Genomic DNA, 18,021 nt, shown 5'->3' with positions numbered 1-18,021 from the left:
TTATAACTACAACGGGGGGGGTTGAAATTGGAGATAGAACTTTAGTGGGCTATGGAACCAATATTTTATCAGCAAATCACGTTATTCCTGAAAACAGAGGAAGGATATTTGAATCAGGACACATAAAGAAAAAAGTTATAATAGCAAATGATGTGTGGATTGGATCTAACTGTATCATTTTAGCAGGTACTAGAATAGGAGAAGGTGCAGTAGTAGCAGCTGGATCTGTAATAACTAAGGATGTTGAACCATTTACCATAGTTGGAGGAATTCCAGCGAAAGTAATTAAAAAAAGGAATTAGATTGAAACAAATAATACAAGACCTTAAGAAAGGAGATACAATATTAGAAGAAGTTCCTGTGCCCTTAGTTAAGAAAGGGCATGTACTTATAAAAACAACAAAGACATTGGTATCTCTTGGTACAGAAAAAATGTTAGTAGAATTTGGAAAGGCAAATTTTATTCAAAAAGCGAAACAACAACCGGATAAGGTAAAAATGGTTTTAGATAAGGTAAAAACCGATGGTTTAAAACCAACAATAGATGCAGTTTTTAATAAATTAGGTCAACCATTACCACTTGGATATTGCAATGTAGGAGAAGTTGTAGCTGTAGGAAAAGGCGTTTCAGAATTTAAAATTGGTGATCGAGTTGCATCTAATGGTAATCATGCAGAATATGTTTTAGTTCCTAAAAATCTTGTTGCAAAAATTCCAGATAACGTATCGGACGAGGAGGCTGCATTTACAGTAATTGGCGCTATTGGATTACAGGGTGTTAGGTTGTTGAATCCGACATTTGGCGAAACAATTGTAGTTGTAGGGTTAGGTCTTATTGGTTTAGTAACAGCAGAACTTCTTAAAGCCAATGGGTGTAATGTTATTGGATTTGATTTTGATCCTGAAAAAATTAAAATAGCAAAGTCAAAAGGTATAACAGCAATAAACCCATCAGAAGGAACAGACCAGGTTAAATTTGTAGAAACCTTTACAAATGGAATAGGTGCTGATGGCGTAATTATTACTGCTTCAAGTAAAAGTAATGATATTATAGCACAATCAGCACAAATGTGCCGTAAACTTGGTAGAATTATTCTTGTAGGTGTAATAGGATTGGATATTAGTCGAGCAGACTTTTATAATAAGGAAATATCTTTTCAAGTTTCTTGCTCTTATGGACCGGGAAGATATGACGAAGAGTATGAACAAAAAGGTAATGATTATCCAATAGGCTATGTTCGATGGACAGAAAAGAGAAACTTTGAAGCTGTGCTAAATGCGATTTCAGTCGGTTCATTAGACGTAAATCCATTGATAACAGAAAGAGTTCCTCTTGAAGAGTTTGAGACTATTTATGGAGACATGTCTTCTTCTAAATCTATAGCATCAATCTTAGAATATAATTCTACGGAAAAACCCAAAAACACAGTTAAGTTAAACGAGAAAACGTTTGATGGCAATAAAGGAATTATAGGAATTGTTGGGTCCGGGAATTTTACAAGTGCTACTATTTTACCAAGCCTAAAAAAATTAAATGCAGATATAAAATATATCGCTAGTTCTGGCGGATTATCCTCTACTACTATGGCAAAACAATATAGTATTACTAACTCAACAACAAATTACAAGGAAATACTTTCTGATACGGAAACAGATTTGGTCTTTATTACAACGAAACATAATATGCATGCGTCAATGGTTCTAGAAACATTGCGAGCTGATAAAAGTGTTTTCGTTGAAAAACCATTGGCTTTAAATAGAGATGAACTTAGTGAAATTATAGAAGAATATAATGCTAGAAATGTTTCAATTTCTGTTGGGTTTAATAGACGATTTGCTCCTTTAGCAAAACAAATGAAGAAAGTTTTAGGTAATGATAATACTCCTTTGAATATTGTAGCAACAATGAATGCAGGGTTCATCCCTTCTGATGTTTGGGTGCATGATATGGAAGTAGGGGGAGGTAGAATAATTGGAGAAGCATGCCACTATATTGATTTATGTACATATTTAGCTGGAAGTAAAGTAAAATCTGTATGTATGAATTCCATGGGGGTTAATCCAGAAGAAAATACGGATAATGCCAGCATTCTTTTAAAATATGAAAACGGAACTAATGCTGTAATTAACTACTTCGCCAATGGATCAAAAGCTTATTCTAAGGAGAGAGTCGAGGTATATTCTCAGGAAAGAACTTTAGTAATGGATAATTGGCGAAAATTATCAGGTTTTGGATTTAAGAAATTCTCAAAATGCTCTTCTAAACAAGATAAAGGTCATTATAATCAATTTAATGAATTGATTAATAGCCAAAAATTAGGTGGTGAATCAATCATCCCTTTTGAAGAGATTGTAAATACAACCAAGGCATCCTTTGCTGCTATTGAATCTTTGAAAGAAGGAAGATGGATAGAAGTAAAATAATTACGTTATATGATACAATTAAATACTTAAAGCCTGTCCAAGTTTATTACAGGCTTTACTATTTATTACGTAATCGATTTTATAAAAAATCATATTCTAATAAGGAAATAGATCGAGTTATAGATTTACTTTGGAGTGACGAAGTTTTTAATAATACATCTTATTTAGGAGCTAATAAATTTGAGTTTTTAAATATTCCAGTGAGTTTCAATAAAAAAATAAATTGGAATTATTCTGAATTCGGAAAATTATGGACTTATAATTTGAATTATTTTGACTTTTTAAATCAAAAAAATATTTCTGTTGACTCTTGTTTAGAGTTGATCAAAGATTATATCAATCAAGATTCGACATTATTAGATGGTAAAGAACCTTATGTTATTTCATTAAGAGGAATTAACTGGGTTAAATTTTTGTCAAAGAATACTATAAAAGATAAAATCATTGACGGAACACTTTATCACCATTATGAAATTTTATTAGATAATTTGGAATATCATCTTTTAGGTAATCATTTATTAGAGAATGGATTTTCTCTACTTTTTGGGGGATATTATTTTCAAGATGAAAAATTATTAGATACCGCTCGAAAAATTTTAAAGTCTGAATTAGAGGAACAAATTTTGAAAGATGGAGGGCATTATGAGCTCTCTCCAATGTATCATCAGATCTTATTGGGAAGACTTTTAGATTGTATTCAATTAATGAGACGAAATGAGCAGATTAATGATCGAAATTTATTGAGTTTTCTAGAAGAAAAGGCTTCTAGCATGTTGTCGTGGTTAAATAATCTTACCTATAAAAATGGTAATATCCCATTATTAAATGATAGTTCTACAGGAATAGCACCAGCTTCAAAAGAGTTATTCAGTTATGCTAAATCTTTACATCTAAATTGGAAAAATATTAAATTATCTGATTCAGGTTATAGAAACTTCAAATCAGATATATTTGAAGTTGTTATAGATGTTGGGGATATCCAGCCATCTTACCAGCCAGGACATGCACATTCAGACACTTTTAGTTTTGAATTATACGCTCAGAATATCCCAATTATTGTGGATCCTGGTGTTTCTACTTATGAAAAAAATGAGAGAAGACAGAAAGAGAGAGGTACCCACTATCATAATACTGTACAATTAGGTAATTTAGAACAAACACAAGTCTGGGGAGGGTTTAGGGTAGCAAAAAGAGCTAAGGTTTTTGGTGTAATTGAAGATGAGAATAAAGTGCTTGCCAAACATGATGGATATAAAAATAGAGGAGTTATTCATTCGAGACAATTTCATTTAGACCGAAATACTTTCTCCATAAAAGATTCCTTGGAAGGCAAGTCTTCATTGGACAAAAAAATGATTTTACATTTTCATCCTGACGTTAAAATAAACGAAATTAGTAAATCTCAGTTCCAACTAAATAATCTAATATTGAACCTTAGAGGCCAGTATGATAAAGTTGTTATTCAAGATTATGAATTTAGCATGGGTTTTAATAAAACAAGAAAAGGAAAAAAAATAATGGTGTTTTTTAACAGAGAATTAGAGACTCGTATTACCGAAATATAATTATGAAAATATTATTCCTAACATTTTATTACGAACCAGACTTGTCAGCAGGGTCTTTTAGAAACACTTCGTTACTTAAGGAGCTTTTAAATCACCTGGATAGTAATGATACGGTTCATGTAATTACAACGCAGCCTAACAGATATGACTCTTTCAAAGCAAAGGCTAAAGATAAAGAGGAAATTAAAGAAGGTATAGTGGTTAACAGAATTAAAATCCCCGAACATGGAAGCGGAATTATAGGACAAATTAAATCGTATAAAGAGTTTTATTTTAAAGCTTTAAAGCTTATAAAGGACGAAGAATATGATTTAGTTTATGCTTCTTCGTCTCGTTTATTTACGGCATATCTCGGTGCAAAAATTGCTAGAAAGAAAAAGGCTAAACTTTATTTAGATATTAGAGATATCTTCAGAGAAACTATTACGGATTTATATAAGAATAAGATCATTAATCTAGGATTAAACTTATTTTTAAAACCCGTTGAGAATTTTACTTTTAAAAGAGCTGGACATATAAACTTAGTTTCAAAAGGATTTAAGAGTTATTTTGAAAAATATAAAAAAACAGAATATTCATTTTTTACTAATGGTATTGACGAATTGTTTTTATCCTCCCCAATAGATAATACTGAAGAAAAAAAGAGCGAAGTTAAAACCATAATATATGGCGGTAATATTGGAGAAGGACAAGGATTAGACTTAATTATACCAGATATAGCTAAGAAACTATCTAGAACACATAAATTTCAGATTATTGGTGATGGTGGAGCTAGAGAAAAACTGGAAGAAAAATTAAGAGTAAATAATATCGAAAATGTTGAAATGATTCCTCCGGTCAATAGAAATGAGCTAATAAGTTATTACCAAAAAGCGGATTATCTATTTTTACACTTGAATAAGCATAAGGCATTTGAAAGAGTATTACCATCTAAACTTTTTGAATATGGGACTTTTAATAAACCTATAATTGCTGGTGTAGATGGATACGCGAAACAATTTTTGAAAGAAAATATGTCTAACTTAATTTTGTTTGAACCAACTAATGCAGATGAACTTTATAATAGTTTGACGAATTTCAAATATAGAAATGAGGAAAGAAAACAATTTAAGAAGAAGTATAGTAGAACGGAAATTAATAAGAGAATGACAGAGTCAATAATAAGTTTTGGAAATGACCAATAATATTTTAATTAGTGGAATTACAGGTTTCGTTGGGTTTAACTTATCAAATTATTTAAAAGAAGACTACAGAATCCAGGGAGTTTCAAGGAGAACATCAGATAAATTCATTTCTTATGATGTCTTAAATAAGGAAGTTTTAAATGCAAATAAAGCTTTTATCCATTTAGCAGGCAAGGCGCATGATTTAAAAAATACTTCGCAGGAGAAAGAGTATTTTAATGTTAATTTTGAGCTTACCAAAAATGTATTTGATAAATTTTTAAATAGTGACTGCGACGTTTTTATTTTTATGAGTTCCGTAAAAGCAATTGCGGGTGAAGTTGAAGGAGTTTTGGATGAAAGTCATGAGTCAAATCCAGTAACGGCTTATGGGAAATCAAAGCTGGCCGCTGAAGAGTATATTTTAAGTAAAGAAGTGCCTAAGAATAAAAGAGTTTACATTTTAAGGCCATGCATGATTCATGGCCCAAGTAATAAGGGGAATTTGAATTTGTTATATAATTTTGTGTCTAAAGGTATTCCTTATCCATTTGGGAAATATGAAAATCAACGATCTTTTTTATCGGTGAAAAACTTATGTTTCGTAATTAAAGAGTTGATTGAAAATAAAACAATACCATCTGGTGTTTACAATATTGCTGATGATACACCGCTTTCTACAAAAAAACTGGTTTTAAATATAGGGAAAGCAATAGAAAAAGAAGTGAGGGTGTTAAATTTACCAAAGTCTGTGCTAATTATTTTAGGTAAAATTGGGGATATATTACCAATTCCAATAAATACAGAAAAAATACATAAACTAACGGAAAACTATATGGTATCCAATAAAAAAATTAAAGATGCTATTGGAATAAAAAAATTACCATTATCTGCAGAAGAAGGTATACATTTAACAATTAAAAGTTTTATAAAATAGAATTATAATAATGATACGTCTTTTTGATTTTATATTCTCATTATTTGGAATATTAGTTTTATGGCCTTTTGGCTTAATCGTTTATATTTTAGGTTTGTTTGATACTGGATCTCCAATTTTTAAACAAAAAAGAGTAGGGAAAAATAAAAAACCATTTACTTTGTTAAAGTTCAGAACAATGAGTGTGAATACAAAGTCTGTAGCAACTCATCTAGCAAATAGTAGCTCAGTTACCAAGTTAGGATCTTTTTTACGAAAATCTAAATTGGATGAATTACCGCAGTTAATTAATGTTTTAAAGGGAGACATGAGTCTCGTTGGCCCTAGACCAAATCTTTTTAATCAAGAAGAATTAATAAAAGAAAGAGGCGAGAGGGGTGTATATAATTCTTTGCCGGGAATAACTGGCTTAGCTCAAATAAATGAGATAGATATGTCTACACCAAAGCAATTAGCGGAGGTTGATGCAGAGATGTTGGATAATTTGACTACGAAAAAATATTTTCAATATATACTGGCTACAGTTGGAGGTAAAGGGGCTGGTGATAGAATTAAAGAATAATAAAAATAACGTAGCTCAGAAATTTTCTGAGTTTATTTTTGAATTTATGGTCTCGTCCTAAACAGATAAGCCAAAAATAACACCGCAAGAAGTGTTTAAATGAAAAGCTGTTTGAGCGTAGCGAGTTCTTTTCATTTAGGTTCGAGGATGTTTAATTTTGAGCGAAGTATGGTTAAGGCTATATTTTTGTTTATTTTTCATCAACGGAAAAAGAAAATACTAGACATTTTATTTCGTGATGTGAGTTTATAGTTATTGATATTCAAGTTTTAAAAATATTGATTACTAGAAAGTTAAGATTGTGTATTGCGTTATGTATAAACTTTCTTTCATTTTGTCTTGATACAAAACGAAACAAAAAATCAAGTTCAGCCTAGGAAATTACTTCGTAACGCTCACTTTTGAAACTACTACATGCTTGATGCTTCGCATCGCAGTTCCGTTTCTTCGTTCACTATTTCTTTGTTTAGACATTTTAATAAGAATTACCCGTCATAAGCAGGCAAGCCAAAAACAACACCGCAAGAAGTGTTTAAATGAAAAGCTGTTTGAGCGTAGCGAGTTTTTTTTACTTAGGTTCGAGGATGCTTAAACGATTTTAACTTTTATTTGTGCACACCGTTTAATGCCGATATACATTTGATAGCCAATAAAAAACGAAGTGAATTTATTGGGTAGCATCAAATGATAATCGGTATTAGTTTTGAGCGCAGTCTTGTGAAGACTAGATTTTTTGGTTCTTTTTCATCAACAGAAAAAGATAATGATTTAAAAAATAAGTAGTGCATGTTCTTGAGAATTCTCCTAAAATTGAAATGTCAGTTCGAGTGATTTTTAATGAGGGTTAACGAAGTAAAAAATGTATCGAGAACTATATTAAAAACGTTTTAAAAGGTATGTAAAATAAGCTTTTGGGTGTTTGAACTTAAATAGTCTGAATTTTTATATTTGAATAGCGCAAATTATTGTAATTGGTGTTTTTTTGGTGTATATTTACATCAAAATTTAAATATTTTAGTATGGCAAGACAAAGTATTTCGTTAACCCAGCCAAATGATGAATGGCTAAAAAAGCAAATTATTAGCAAAGAATTTAGCAGTAAAAGTGAATTAATAAACGATTTAATCAGGCAAGCTAGGGGGCAGCAACATAAAATTGATTGGTTGAGATTGAAACTTGAAAAAGGAGAGCAAAGTGGGTTTACTTCAAATTCAAGGGAAGACATCTTAGCCAAAGCTAAAAAGGGGGTTAGATGACATACCAACTAACTAAAGAAGCGGAAGAAGACTTGATTAGAATTTATCGTTACGGATATAAAACGTTTGGAGAAACTCAAGCAGATAAATATTATGCTTCTTTTTTTGATAGTTTTGATCGAATAGCAACGAATCCTTTTCAATTTCCTAGAGCAGATCATATTCGAGAAGGGTATCGATATTGTGTTTCAGGTTCAGATACTATTTATTTCAGAATAAATGACAGTACAATTGAAATTATTGCTATTGTGGGGCATCAAGATTTCTGTGAGTAAATCATTAGGTGTTACTAGTGCAGTCGAAGTGTTAAATTGCTTTTCATTTCAAATAATTTAACTCGAGGTGAAGATTAAATAAAAAGTTTTATAGCCATTCTTTTTCATCAATGGAAAAAGAAAAACACTAAACATTTTATTTCGTGGTGTTAGTTTTGTAGCTATTGATATTCCTGTTAAAAATATTAATTATTAAAAGGCTAAGATTATATGTTGGATTATATCTAAATTTTGTTTCATTTTGTCTGAATACAAAACGAAACAAAAAATCAAGTTCAACCTAGGAAATTACTTGGTAACGCTCACTTTCTAAACTACATGCTTGATGCTTCGCATCGCAGTTCCGTTTCTTCGTTCACTATTTCTTTGTTTAGGCATTTTAATAAGAAAATTACCCGTCATAAGTAGGCAAATCGAAAATAACACCTCAAGAAGGGGTAAGATTAAAAGATGTTTGAGCACAGCGAGTTCTTTTTATTTAGGTTCGAGGATGCTCAGTTTTTAGCGTCGACTGGTTAAGGCTATATTTTTTGTTTTTTTTTATGAAAGGGAAAAAGAAAAATACTAAACATTTTATTTCGTGATGTGAGTTTTGTAGCTATTGATGTTTTAGTTAAAAACATTGATTAATAAAAGGTTAAGGTTATAGGTTGGGTTATATCTAAACTTTCTTTCATTTAGGTTCGAAGATGTTTAGTTTTGAGTGCCGACTGGTTAGGACTAGATTTTTTGGTTCTTTTTATGAAAGGGAAAAAAGCAAATAAAATACGCTTCGCTATTACTTTATTTAAATACTAATTATAAATTATAATGAATACAAGAAATACTTATTTAAAAATTGTATCACATATTTCTCATTAATTACTTTCTTATCTTTGGGCAATTAAAAAAAGAATAATTATAATCTAATAAAAAATCATATGAAAGGCATCATTTTAGCAGGCGGTTCAGGAACACGACTATACCCTATAACCAAAGGAGTGTCAAAGCAGTTGTTACCAGTATATGATAAACCAATGATTTATTATCCTCTGTCCGTATTAATGTTGGCTGGGATTAAAGATATATTAATCATTTCTACTCCTCAAGATTTGTCAAATTTTGAACAATTATTAGGGTCGGGGAAAGAGTTAGGAATTCAGCTTTGTTATGCAGAGCAGCCTTCACCAGATGGCTTAGCGCAGGCGTTTATTATTGGTAAAGAATTTATTGGTACCGATGATGTTTGTTTAATATTGGGAGATAATATTTTTTATGGGCATGGACTTCCGGAGATGCTAAAAAATGCTGTTAAGAATGTTGAAGAAGAGAAAAAAGCAACGGTTTTTGGTTATTATGTGGGAGACCCTCAGCGGTATGGGGTAGCAGAATTCGATAAATCAGGAAACGTTATTTCTATAGAAGAGAAGCCAATCGAACCAAAATCTAATTACGCAGTTGTAGGGCTTTATTTTTACCCGAATAATGTAACTGGTATAGCAGAAGGAGTAAAACCATCTGATAGAGAGGAGTTAGAAATTACTTCTGTGAATCAAAAATATTTAGAAGATAAAGCATTAAAGGTTGAGTTGATGGGGAGAGGCTTTGCTTGGCTAGATACTGGAACACATGATTCTTTGATGGAGGCAGGACAATTTATCGAAACTATTGAAAAGAGACAAGGATTAAAAGTGGCATGCTTAGAAGAAATTGCTTTTTATATGGGGTATATTGATGAGATGCAAGTAAAGAAATTAGCGGAGCCTTTAAAGAAAAATAATTATGGTAAATACCTGTTAAATTTGATTAAATAAAATTATGAACTTTATAAAAACAAAAATTCCTGATGTGATCATTATCGAACCAAAAATTTATGGAGATCATAGAGGGTATTTTTTTGAGTCTTTCAATTTAAAAACTTTTAATGAAAAGGTCATTAAAACTGACTTTGTTCAGGATAACGAATCTAAATCCTCTAGAGGTGTATTAAGAGGCTTGCATTTTCAAAAGCCACCATATGCTCAAGCTAAATTGGTGCGTTGTATTAAAGGTTGCGTTTTAGATGTAGCGGTTGATATAAGGGTTGGGTCTCCCACTTATGGACAACATGTTACTGTGGAATTATCGGAAGATAATAAACGACAGCTATTTGTTCCCAGAGGATTTGCTCATGGTTATTCAGTGTTATCTGAGGAAGCAATTTTTGCTTATAAGGTTGATAATTGGTATAAACCCGAATATGATAGTGGTATTATATGGAATGATACCGATTTAGGGATAGATTGGCAATTAGAGAACGATTCGATTAAATTATCAGAAAAGGATTCAAATCTATTAGTTTTTAAAGATTTAAAAAGTTCATTTAACTATTAAAAATGAATATACTAGTAACAGGAGCTTCTGGCCAATTAGGCTCAGAGATAAGAGAAAAATCAATTAAATATTCTCAATATAAATTTTTTTTTGAGGACTCTAAAAGTTTAGATATAACAGATTTTGATAAAGTAGAAGTATTTGTAGTAGAAAACAATATAAATGTTGTTATAAATTGTGCAGCTTATACGGCTGTAGATAAGGCAGAGATTGAAGAACGAGATGCTGAAAATATTAATTTACGAGGCGTTAAAAATTTAACTTCGGCATTAAAAGATAGAGGAAAACTAATTCATATTTCAACAGATTATGTATTTAACGGTAAGAGTTATGAGCCTTATAAAGAAGAAGATAATGTCGATCCTATTGGTGTTTATGGAAAAACGAAACGTTTAGGAGAAGAACATATTTTAACTTCCGAAGTTGAATCATTAATTATACGTACCTCTTGGGTATATTCTAGTTTTGGAAATAATTTTGTAAAAACAATGTTACGTTTAGGGAAAGAACGAGATGAATTAAATGTGATTTTCGATCAGATTGGTTCACCTACGTACGCGAGAGACTTGGCACTGGTGTGTTTAAATGCTATAGATAAGGACTTTTCGAAGCTCTCTAAAATTTATCACTACTCAAATGAAGGTGTAGTTTCATGGTACGATTTTGCAAAGGCAATTATGGAAATTTCCGGCGTTGTTTGTAATGTACATCCTATTGAAACTAAAGAGTATCCAACACCTGCGAAGCGACCCAATTATTCATTATTAAATAAGTCAAAAATTAAAAAAGAGTTTAATATTACAATTCCTTACTGGAGGGATTCATTAAGAGATTGTATAAAAAAAATAGAACAGAACTAATGAAACCGAGATGTTTAAAATAATACTATTTGGAGCTTAAAATTATTGTAAGAGAAAATGAAAAAAAACGTTTTATTACGGTAATTTCAAGTTACAAATGGCATAAGTATTAAATTTAAAGAAAAACGATTACTTTAAATATCAAAGGTTACATCTGACTATTGAAAAATAATAAAAATAAACAGATGAAAAACATATTAATTACTGGAGGAGCCGGATTTATTGGCTCTCATGTCGTTAGATTATTTGTGAACGCATATCCACATTATCACATTTATAATTTAGATGTTTTAACTTATGCAGGTAATTTGGAAAATCTAAAAGATATTGAGGATAAACCGAATTATACGTTCATCAAAGCAGATATTTGTGATCATGAAAAAATGGAATCTATTTTTTCTGACTATAATATCGATGGCGTTATTCATTTGGCAGCTGAATCCCATGTTGATAGATCAATAAAAGACCCATTTTCTTTCGCTAAGACAAACGTTTTAGGAACCCTGAGTTTATTGCAGGCAGCCAAAACGTACTGGAATAGTGATTTTGAGAATAAATTATTTTATCATGTATCTACAGATGAGGTATATGGAACCTTAAATGACGAAGGTTTTTTTACAGAAGACACTCCTTATGATCCACATTCTCCATATTCTGCTTCAAAAGCATCATCCGATCATTTTGTTAGAGCTTTTTTAGACACGTATAAATTACCTGTTGTTATTTCTAATTGTTCAAATAACTATGGATCGTATCAATTTCCAGAAAAATTAATTCCTTTATTTATTAATAATATTTGCAATAACAAGTCGCTACCTGTGTATGGAAGTGGAGAAAATGTTAGGGATTGGCTATTTGTGGAAGATCATGCACGAGCGATTGATGTTGTTTTTCATAAAGGAAAAGTTGGAGATACTTACAATATTGGAGGTTTTAATGAATGGAAGAACATTGACTTAATAAAGGTAATTATAAAAACAGTGGATAGGCATTTAAAACGACCGGAAGGAAGCTCTGATAAATTGATAACTTATGTAACAGATAGAGCGGGTCATGATTATCGATATGCAATTGATTCAACTAAATTAAAGAATGAGTTAGGATGGGAGCCTTCTCTTCAATTTGAGGAGGGTATTGAAAAAACAGTTATATGGTATTTAGATAATAAAGATTGGGTAGATAATGTTACGAGCGGAAATTATCAAAAGTATTACCAAGATATGTATGGAGAGTAGAAAAATAATATTTCTATTTCTTTACGATTTACGATTAAAATAAAAAACCTCAAACATTTTGTTTGAGGTTTTTTATTTTACTTTAGTCTTTGCAGACTTAAATCTGAATTGTATTTTATGATAAAGAGCCCTCTATTTTCAGCAGCTCCAAACATTTTTTTATGATAGTCAAATTTGTTTTCTACTCTTAATGATATTCCTTCTTTAAATGTTTTTGAAACATCATTACCAGAAGCATACCTCATAAGAATATCATAAGTTACATCAAAACCTCTAATAGCATAATTTGAGGGCAGTGTATTATTTCGTTTTTTGAATTTTTTATAAAAAACGTTTACATCTTCCGAATTGTCATCTAAGTAAGTGTTTGATACATAAGTGAAGTTAATATTTGCTAATTTATTATTATCAATATCTTCATAAATTTTATTTTTATGAGTCGTAAAAACTTGCACTGTTATATCATCAGGTAAACCAATCATGCTATTTAGTACATCTTTAGTAGTAACTTTATCTTCCGAAGCAATAATGACCCAATTATGTTGCTTTTCATTCATCTTATCGGTAAAACGCTCTCTTTTAATATAACCTTTTTCTGGTTTTAATTCGACAACTTCAGTAATAGAGTCATTCTTTTTTAAAGAAGTACTAATTGCGTTCATTGTCTTGTTTGATTCGGTAGTATCGTCACCAACGACGAAAATTTTTTCTCCATTAAAAACACGGCTTAAATAAGTGGTTAGGTAATTAGCATACAAGGTTTTGTTAGGAGCTGATTTTATGATTTTAGACATTGATAATTCGTCTTGATTTTTTGAATAATGAGGAAAAACAACTATCCCACCAGTCGCTTTGGCAACTTTAGACACTTTTTCGGAATAGAAAGGTCCAATAATAATATCACGATCATTTAATACATCATTCTCTACGATCTGAGAAATATTATTACCTCTAGCTCCTGTATCAAAAATATCAGTATTAACAGTTACACCTTGTTTTTTCAAGGAGTCAATAGCTATTTCTGCCCCCATGTAAAAGTCAGTAACGAAATTTGCTAATCTATTTTCAAATATTTTTTTAGCGGCTAACGTATCGTTTTTTTCTATTACAAAGGGAAGTAACAAAGCAAGATTAATCGTTGAATTTTCTTGAATGCTATCTCTATAAAAAATAAGGCTTTCATCTTCTTTTACTTCATCAATACGTTTTATTTTAAGGATTTGTCCAACAGATAATTGATTGTCTTTAATAGTTGGAAAATCAGGATTTAATTGTAATAAGTCGTCTTTCGATATGTTATAAAATCGCGTAATACTATAAACCGTTTCTTTGCTTTTTACAATATGGGTCACATATTGATTTTCAATTTCTTTTTGATTGACTACAACAGTTTCCTCAATAGCTTTTACCTTTACTATTTGACCGATAGATAATTGGTTACTGATCAATTCAGGGTGATCAGGATTCAATTTAATTAAATCCTTCTTGGATATATTGTATTGCTTGGTAATACGATATACAGTTTCTCCTGCCTTAACAATATGGGTTTCGTACTTAGTAATTGTTTTTTTCTTTAAAACAGGCTCATTATTTTTATCTGAAGGTCTTTTTAATTCATCTTTTGATTTTTCTTCAATGATAGCATAATTGCCTTCTTTTGAAGTAGATGAAGAGTCACCATTTTTAACTTTAGGGTTTGGTATCACAATAATGGTATTAGGTAGCGGACGTTTACCAACATCAGGATTAAGACGCATCAAATCTTTTGAATTCATATCCAAACGCTTTGCTATATCTCGCATTGTTTCTCCGTCTTTTACTTTATAAGAAACATAGCGTTTTTGCTGCCCGCATGAAATCGAAATAGTTAATATGCCTATTAAAATTAAAAACTGTAATTTCTTCATTTACTTTATCTATAAATTAATAAATGTTTTATTTAGAGAACGTTATTCCCACTCAATTGTTGCAGGTGGTTTTGAGCTAATATCATAAACAACTCTATTAACACCTTTTACATTGTTTATTATTTGATTGGATATTTTTTGCAAGAATTCATAAGGTAAGTTTACCCAATCGGCAGTCATACCATCAGTACTTTCTACGGCTCTTAAAGCGACTACTTTTTCATAAGTGCGCTCATCTCCCATAACACCAACGGAGTTTACAGGTAATAAAATAGCACCTGCTTGCCAAACTTTATTATAGAGATTATTTTCTTTTAAACCATTTATAAAGATGGCATCTACCTCCTGCAGGATACGAACTTTTTCAGCATCAATATCTCCTAAAATTCTGATAGCTAGTCCCGGACCAGGGAAAGGGTGACGCCCTAATAGATCTTTATCTATTCCCATAGAAGCACCAACTCTTCTTACTTCATCTTTAAAAATCATTCGCAAAGGTTCCACAACTTTTAATTTCATAAAATCAGGTAACCCGCCTACGTTATGATGACTTTTTATGGTAGCTGAAGGCCCTCCTGTTGCTGAAACGGACTCTATAACATCTGGATAGATCGTTCCTTGAGCTAGCCATTTAGCATTTTCAATTTTAGTAGCCTCGTCATCGAAAACATCAATAAATACTTTTCCTATGGCTTTACGCTTGGCCTCAGGATCTTTTAATCCTGCTAGTTCGTTCAAGAAGCGTGCCGAAGCATCAACTCCTTTAACATTGAGTCCCATACCTTCATATTGTTTCAATACATCAGTAAACTCATTTTTTCGCAAAAGACCGTTATTAACAAATATGCAATGAAGGTTGTTTCCGATCGCTTTGTGAAGTAAAACAGCAGCTACTGTGGAATCAACTCCTCCGGATAATCCTAGAACTACTTTATCATCTTTAAGCTTAGCTTTTAGTTTGGTAACTGTTTCATCAACAAAAGAATCAGGTGTCCAATTTTGTTCAATACCAGCAATTGAAACTAAAAAGTTTTCTAGCAATTGTTTTCCATCAGTAGAATGATATACTTCTGGGTGAAATTGAATAGCAAAAGTCGTTTCACCTTTTATTTTGTAAGCAGCATTTTTTACGTCATTGGTACTTGCAAGAAGTACAGCATTTTTTGGTAATTCCTTTATAGTATCTGAATGACTCATCCATACTTGACTTCCTTCAGAAATGTTAGCAAAGAATATTTCACTTTCTTTGATGTAAGATAGGTTTGCACGCCCGTACTCTCTTGTGTTTGAAGAAGCAACCAATCCGTCCGAAAAATGTGCTAGGTATTGTGCTCCATAGCAAACGGCTAATATGGGCTTTATGCCTCTGATGTTCGATAGGTCCGGATGCAGTGCGTCATCAGATTTTACAGATACTGGACTTCCAGATAAAATAACGGCTTTAAAGCTGTCTAGGTTTTCAGGTAATTTGTTGTATGGGTGAATTTCACAATAAATATTCAACTCCCTTACGCGGCGAGCAATTAACTGTGTGTATTGCGAGCCGAAATCTAAAATAAGTACGTTGTGTTGTTGCATCCGCAAAAATAGTATTTACATTTTAGAATTTAGGTATTTGTATCCTGTTTTTTACTTCAAATAGTTTTAATTTTGATGCTGTTTTTAATCTATTACGATTTTAATACGTGTAGAAAACTGAAGTGAGTATTAATGTTGACTTTGTTTTTATGAACTAAAAGGTAAATTTGTTTTCTTTGGGAATTATATTACTACTTTAGTAAAACTAAAATTGTTACTAAAATTTGTAAATTACAGCGTTAATATTCATTCCAGCTCCAACTGAAGCAAGCATAATAACATCTCCTTTTTGTATTTCTTGATCTTCAATTTCTCCTTTTAAAACTAAATCTAAAAGCGTTGGTACAGTGGCAACAGAGCTATTTCCCAACTTATGAATGCACATGGGCATAATTCCTTTGGGAACAGGCATTTTGTATAAGCGATAAAATCGCTTTATAATTGCTTCATCCATTTTTTCATTTGCTTGATGGATAAATATTTTTTTAAGTGCATCTATAGGAACGCCGCTATTGTCCAAAGCCATTTTCATTGCTTTTGGAACATTTGTTAAGGCGAATTCGTAAATTTTACGACCGTGCATTTTGATGTATCGAACATCTTTATCATCATTTTCATTATGTGAACTTCCAAAAAATAAATGATAAGCTTCGTCTTTTGCAAATGTTTGAGCTGCATGACTTAAAATACCAGTATCTAATTCTTCGGTTTTTTCTACAATACAGGCACCTGCACCATCACTATATATCATTGAATCTCTATCATAATGATCAACGACTCTAGATAAGGTCTCCGCCCCAATAACAAGAATTTTTTTAGCAATTCCAGATTTTATATAGGCTTGTGCTTGTATAATTCCTTGCACCCAACCAGGGCAACCAAAAAGTAGATCATAAGCAATACAGTTTGGGTTTTCAATTTTAAGCAAGTGCTTAACTCTTGTCGCTAAACTGGGCAAAATATCTGTCTGAATAGCATTAGCTTTGACATCTCCGAAATTATGAGCAAAAATTATATAATCTAATAATTCAGGGTCAATAGAAGCATCTTCTATTGCCTTTTTAGCAGCAAAAAAACCTAGATCAGAAGCATTAAGATTGTCTTTTGCATAACGTCTTTCTTCTATACCAGTTATTGATTTAAATTTCTCTATGATAACAGCATTATTATTTTTAAATGGTGTACCGTCAACATGTAAAAATCGATTGCCTGAAAATTGAATGTTTTCCTTTGTTATACTTGGTATATAGGTTCCCGTTCCAGTAATTATTGAATTCATCGTCTTAGCTTCCTTTCTTATGTGATTCGAACAAAGAAAAGACTTTAATTAACTTTTTTACTAGTATTTCTTAACCTTTTTGTTTTTTTTGCGATTTTAGTAAAAAAAAGCAAGAATAATTATAAATATGAACTATCAAACGAAAAAGGAAGTAGCGCCAAAAGAGATTCAGTTTTTACAATTTGACCAACCTCACCCATAAAAATTATTTCAATGGGCTCTTTTTGGTTAATTTCATATTCTGAAAGTGTTTGTCTGCAAGCTCCGCAAGGACCTACCGGCTTGCTAACTTTTGTTATTGATGAAGCAGCTGTAATAGCTATTTTTTTAACGATCATATTTGGAAAATCAGATCCAGCTTTCCATATGGCAACTCTTTCTGCACACATACCCGATGGATATGCCGCATTTTCTTGATTATTTCCAGTAATAATTTTACCATTACTGAGTAGTAGTGCAGCACCAACACTAAATTTAGAGTAGGGTGCATAGGCTTTATTTCTGGTTTTAATAGCGCTGTTCATTAGCTCTAAATCGTCTTTAGGTAGTTCTGAAAGATCATTAAATAAGAAAGCAGAAGTGTCAACTGTTATTTTTTTCATATGAATATCGTTAATTTAAAGATTCA

Annotated in this window: 15 protein-coding genes and 1 pseudogene; 12 read left to right on the top strand and 4 right to left on the bottom strand. The window is 31.4% G+C overall.

All coding sequences use genetic code 11. From position 1 onward, the window contains the following. Positions 1-137: 137 nt before the first annotated feature. From ACSIGE_RS06920 to rfbB, 12 genes and pseudogenes are all read left to right on the top strand, one after another. Positions 138-302: pseudogene (locus ACSIGE_RS06920) on the top strand (DapH/DapD/GlmU-related protein); the annotation flags it as partial. 1 nt (position 303) lies between these two features. Continuing rightward, a complete protein-coding gene (locus tag ACSIGE_RS06915) occupies positions 304-2,424 on the top strand; it encodes a bi-domain-containing oxidoreductase (protein WP_440882036.1) in 2,121 nt (706 codons plus the stop codon). Next, positions 2,406-3,989: a heparinase II/III domain-containing protein gene (locus tag ACSIGE_RS06910; protein WP_440882035.1), complete on the top strand. Its 1,584-nt coding sequence runs from the start codon at positions 2,406-2,408 to the stop codon at positions 3,987-3,989. Before ACSIGE_RS06915 ends, ACSIGE_RS06910 begins: the two co-directional genes overlap by 19 nt. A gap of 2 nt (positions 3,990-3,991) precedes the next feature. Next, positions 3,992-5,173 (top strand): glycosyltransferase family 4 protein, encoded by a 1,182-nt coding sequence (locus ACSIGE_RS06905; protein ID WP_440882034.1) that lies wholly within the window; start codon positions 3,992-3,994, stop codon positions 5,171-5,173. Beyond that, on the top strand, positions 5,163-6,089 hold the full coding sequence (locus ACSIGE_RS06900) for an NAD-dependent epimerase/dehydratase family protein (RefSeq protein WP_440882033.1): 927 nt from the start codon (positions 5,163-5,165) through the stop codon (positions 6,087-6,089). The genes ACSIGE_RS06905 and ACSIGE_RS06900 overlap by 11 nt, the downstream gene beginning before the upstream one ends. A 10-nt stretch (positions 6,090-6,099) precedes the next feature. After that, positions 6,100-6,651 carry a sugar transferase gene (locus ACSIGE_RS06895; protein WP_440882032.1) on the top strand — a complete coding sequence of 184 codons (552 nt, stop codon included), beginning with the start codon at positions 6,100-6,102 and terminating at the stop codon, positions 6,649-6,651. Positions 6,652-7,670: 1,019 nt separating this feature from the next. Next, the gene (locus ACSIGE_RS06890) at positions 7,671-7,907 is read left to right on the top strand and encodes a ribbon-helix-helix domain-containing protein (RefSeq protein WP_440882031.1); all 237 of its coding nucleotides are present in this window, start codon (positions 7,671-7,673) and stop codon (positions 7,905-7,907) included. Beyond that, the gene (locus tag ACSIGE_RS06885; protein ID WP_440882030.1) at positions 7,904-8,182 is read left to right on the top strand and encodes a type II toxin-antitoxin system RelE/ParE family toxin; all 279 of its coding nucleotides are present in this window, start codon (positions 7,904-7,906) and stop codon (positions 8,180-8,182) included. Before ACSIGE_RS06890 ends, ACSIGE_RS06885 begins: the two co-directional genes overlap by 4 nt. A gap of 920 nt (positions 8,183-9,102) precedes the next feature. Then, positions 9,103-9,975, top strand: a complete 873-nt coding sequence (gene rfbA / locus ACSIGE_RS06880) for a glucose-1-phosphate thymidylyltransferase RfbA (protein WP_440882029.1) — start codon at positions 9,103-9,105, stop codon at positions 9,973-9,975. A gap of 4 nt (positions 9,976-9,979) precedes the next feature. Next, complete coding sequence (gene rfbC, locus ACSIGE_RS06875; RefSeq protein ID WP_440882028.1) at positions 9,980-10,534, top strand: dTDP-4-dehydrorhamnose 3,5-epimerase; 555 nt, start codon at positions 9,980-9,982, stop codon at positions 10,532-10,534. Between the two features lie 2 nt (positions 10,535-10,536). Beyond that, positions 10,537-11,394: a dTDP-4-dehydrorhamnose reductase gene (rfbD, locus tag ACSIGE_RS06870; protein WP_440882027.1), complete on the top strand. Its 858-nt coding sequence runs from the start codon at positions 10,537-10,539 to the stop codon at positions 11,392-11,394. A 185-nt stretch (positions 11,395-11,579) separates the two neighbouring features. Beyond that, a complete protein-coding gene (gene rfbB / locus ACSIGE_RS06865; RefSeq protein ID WP_440882026.1) occupies positions 11,580-12,629 on the top strand; it encodes a dTDP-glucose 4,6-dehydratase in 1,050 nt (349 codons plus the stop codon). A 77-nt stretch (positions 12,630-12,706) separates the two neighbouring features. Here rfbB and ACSIGE_RS06860 read toward each other — a convergent pair whose 3' ends face one another. The 4 genes from ACSIGE_RS06860 to cdd all read right to left on the bottom strand — a co-directional run bounded on the left by ACSIGE_RS06860 (position 12,707) and on the right by cdd (position 17,995). Next, positions 12,707-14,536, bottom strand: a complete 1,830-nt coding sequence (locus tag ACSIGE_RS06860; RefSeq protein ID WP_440882025.1) for a LysM peptidoglycan-binding domain-containing protein — start codon at positions 14,534-14,536, stop codon at positions 12,707-12,709. 42 nt (positions 14,537-14,578) lie between these two features. Beyond that, positions 14,579-16,114, bottom strand: coding sequence for a glutamine-hydrolyzing GMP synthase (gene guaA, locus ACSIGE_RS06855; protein ID WP_440882024.1), 1,536 nt, complete (start codon positions 16,112-16,114; stop codon positions 14,579-14,581). A 217-nt stretch (positions 16,115-16,331) separates the two neighbouring features. After that, positions 16,332-17,393 carry a 3-oxoacyl-ACP synthase III family protein gene (locus ACSIGE_RS06850; protein ID WP_440882023.1) on the bottom strand — a complete coding sequence of 354 codons (1,062 nt, stop codon included), beginning with the start codon at positions 17,391-17,393 and terminating at the stop codon, positions 16,332-16,334. Positions 17,394-17,512: 119 nt separating this feature from the next. Then, positions 17,513-17,995, bottom strand: coding sequence for a cytidine deaminase (gene cdd, locus ACSIGE_RS06845; protein WP_440882022.1), 483 nt, complete (start codon positions 17,993-17,995; stop codon positions 17,513-17,515). Positions 17,996-18,021 lie beyond the last annotated feature (26 nt).

Source organism: Tenacibaculum profundi (assembly GCF_052050075.1).
Taxonomy (GTDB): Bacteria; Bacteroidota; Bacteroidia; order Flavobacteriales; family Flavobacteriaceae; genus Polaribacter.
Note: the sequence above shows the minus strand (reverse complement) of the source record. Positions and strands in the feature narration are given on the sequence as shown.

What these genes read in the sequence shown, in the direction of transcription:
- ACSIGE_RS06910 (WP_440882035.1), top strand. Translation starts at nt 2,406, where the DNA reads ATGGATAGAAGTAAAATAATTACGTTATATGATACAATTAAATACTTA.
- ACSIGE_RS06905 (WP_440882034.1), top strand. Translation starts at nt 3,992, where the DNA reads ATGAAAATATTATTCCTAACATTTTATTACGAACCAGACTTGTCAGCA.
- ACSIGE_RS06900 (WP_440882033.1), top strand. Translation starts at nt 5,163, where the DNA reads ATGACCAATAATATTTTAATTAGTGGAATTACAGGTTTCGTTGGGTTT.
- ACSIGE_RS06895 (WP_440882032.1), top strand. Translation starts at nt 6,100, where the DNA reads ATGATACGTCTTTTTGATTTTATATTCTCATTATTTGGAATATTAGTT.
- ACSIGE_RS06890 (WP_440882031.1), top strand. Translation starts at nt 7,671, where the DNA reads ATGGCAAGACAAAGTATTTCGTTAACCCAGCCAAATGATGAATGGCTA.
- ACSIGE_RS06885 (WP_440882030.1), top strand. Translation starts at nt 7,904, where the DNA reads ATGACATACCAACTAACTAAAGAAGCGGAAGAAGACTTGATTAGAATT.
- rfbA (WP_440882029.1), top strand. Translation starts at nt 9,103, where the DNA reads ATGAAAGGCATCATTTTAGCAGGCGGTTCAGGAACACGACTATACCCT.
- rfbC (WP_440882028.1), top strand. Translation starts at nt 9,980, where the DNA reads ATGAACTTTATAAAAACAAAAATTCCTGATGTGATCATTATCGAACCA.
- rfbD (WP_440882027.1), top strand. Translation starts at nt 10,537, where the DNA reads ATGAATATACTAGTAACAGGAGCTTCTGGCCAATTAGGCTCAGAGATA.
- rfbB (WP_440882026.1), top strand. Translation starts at nt 11,580, where the DNA reads ATGAAAAACATATTAATTACTGGAGGAGCCGGATTTATTGGCTCTCAT.
- ACSIGE_RS06860 (WP_440882025.1), bottom strand. Translation starts at nt 14,536, where the DNA reads ATGAAGAAATTACAGTTTTTAATTTTAATAGGCATATTAACTATTTCG.
- guaA (WP_440882024.1), bottom strand. Translation starts at nt 16,114, where the DNA reads ATGCAACAACACAACGTACTTATTTTAGATTTCGGCTCGCAATACACA.
- ACSIGE_RS06850 (WP_440882023.1), bottom strand. Translation starts at nt 17,393, where the DNA reads ATGAATTCAATAATTACTGGAACGGGAACCTATATACCAAGTATAACA.
- cdd (WP_440882022.1), bottom strand. Translation starts at nt 17,995, where the DNA reads ATGAAAAAAATAACAGTTGACACTTCTGCTTTCTTATTTAATGATCTT.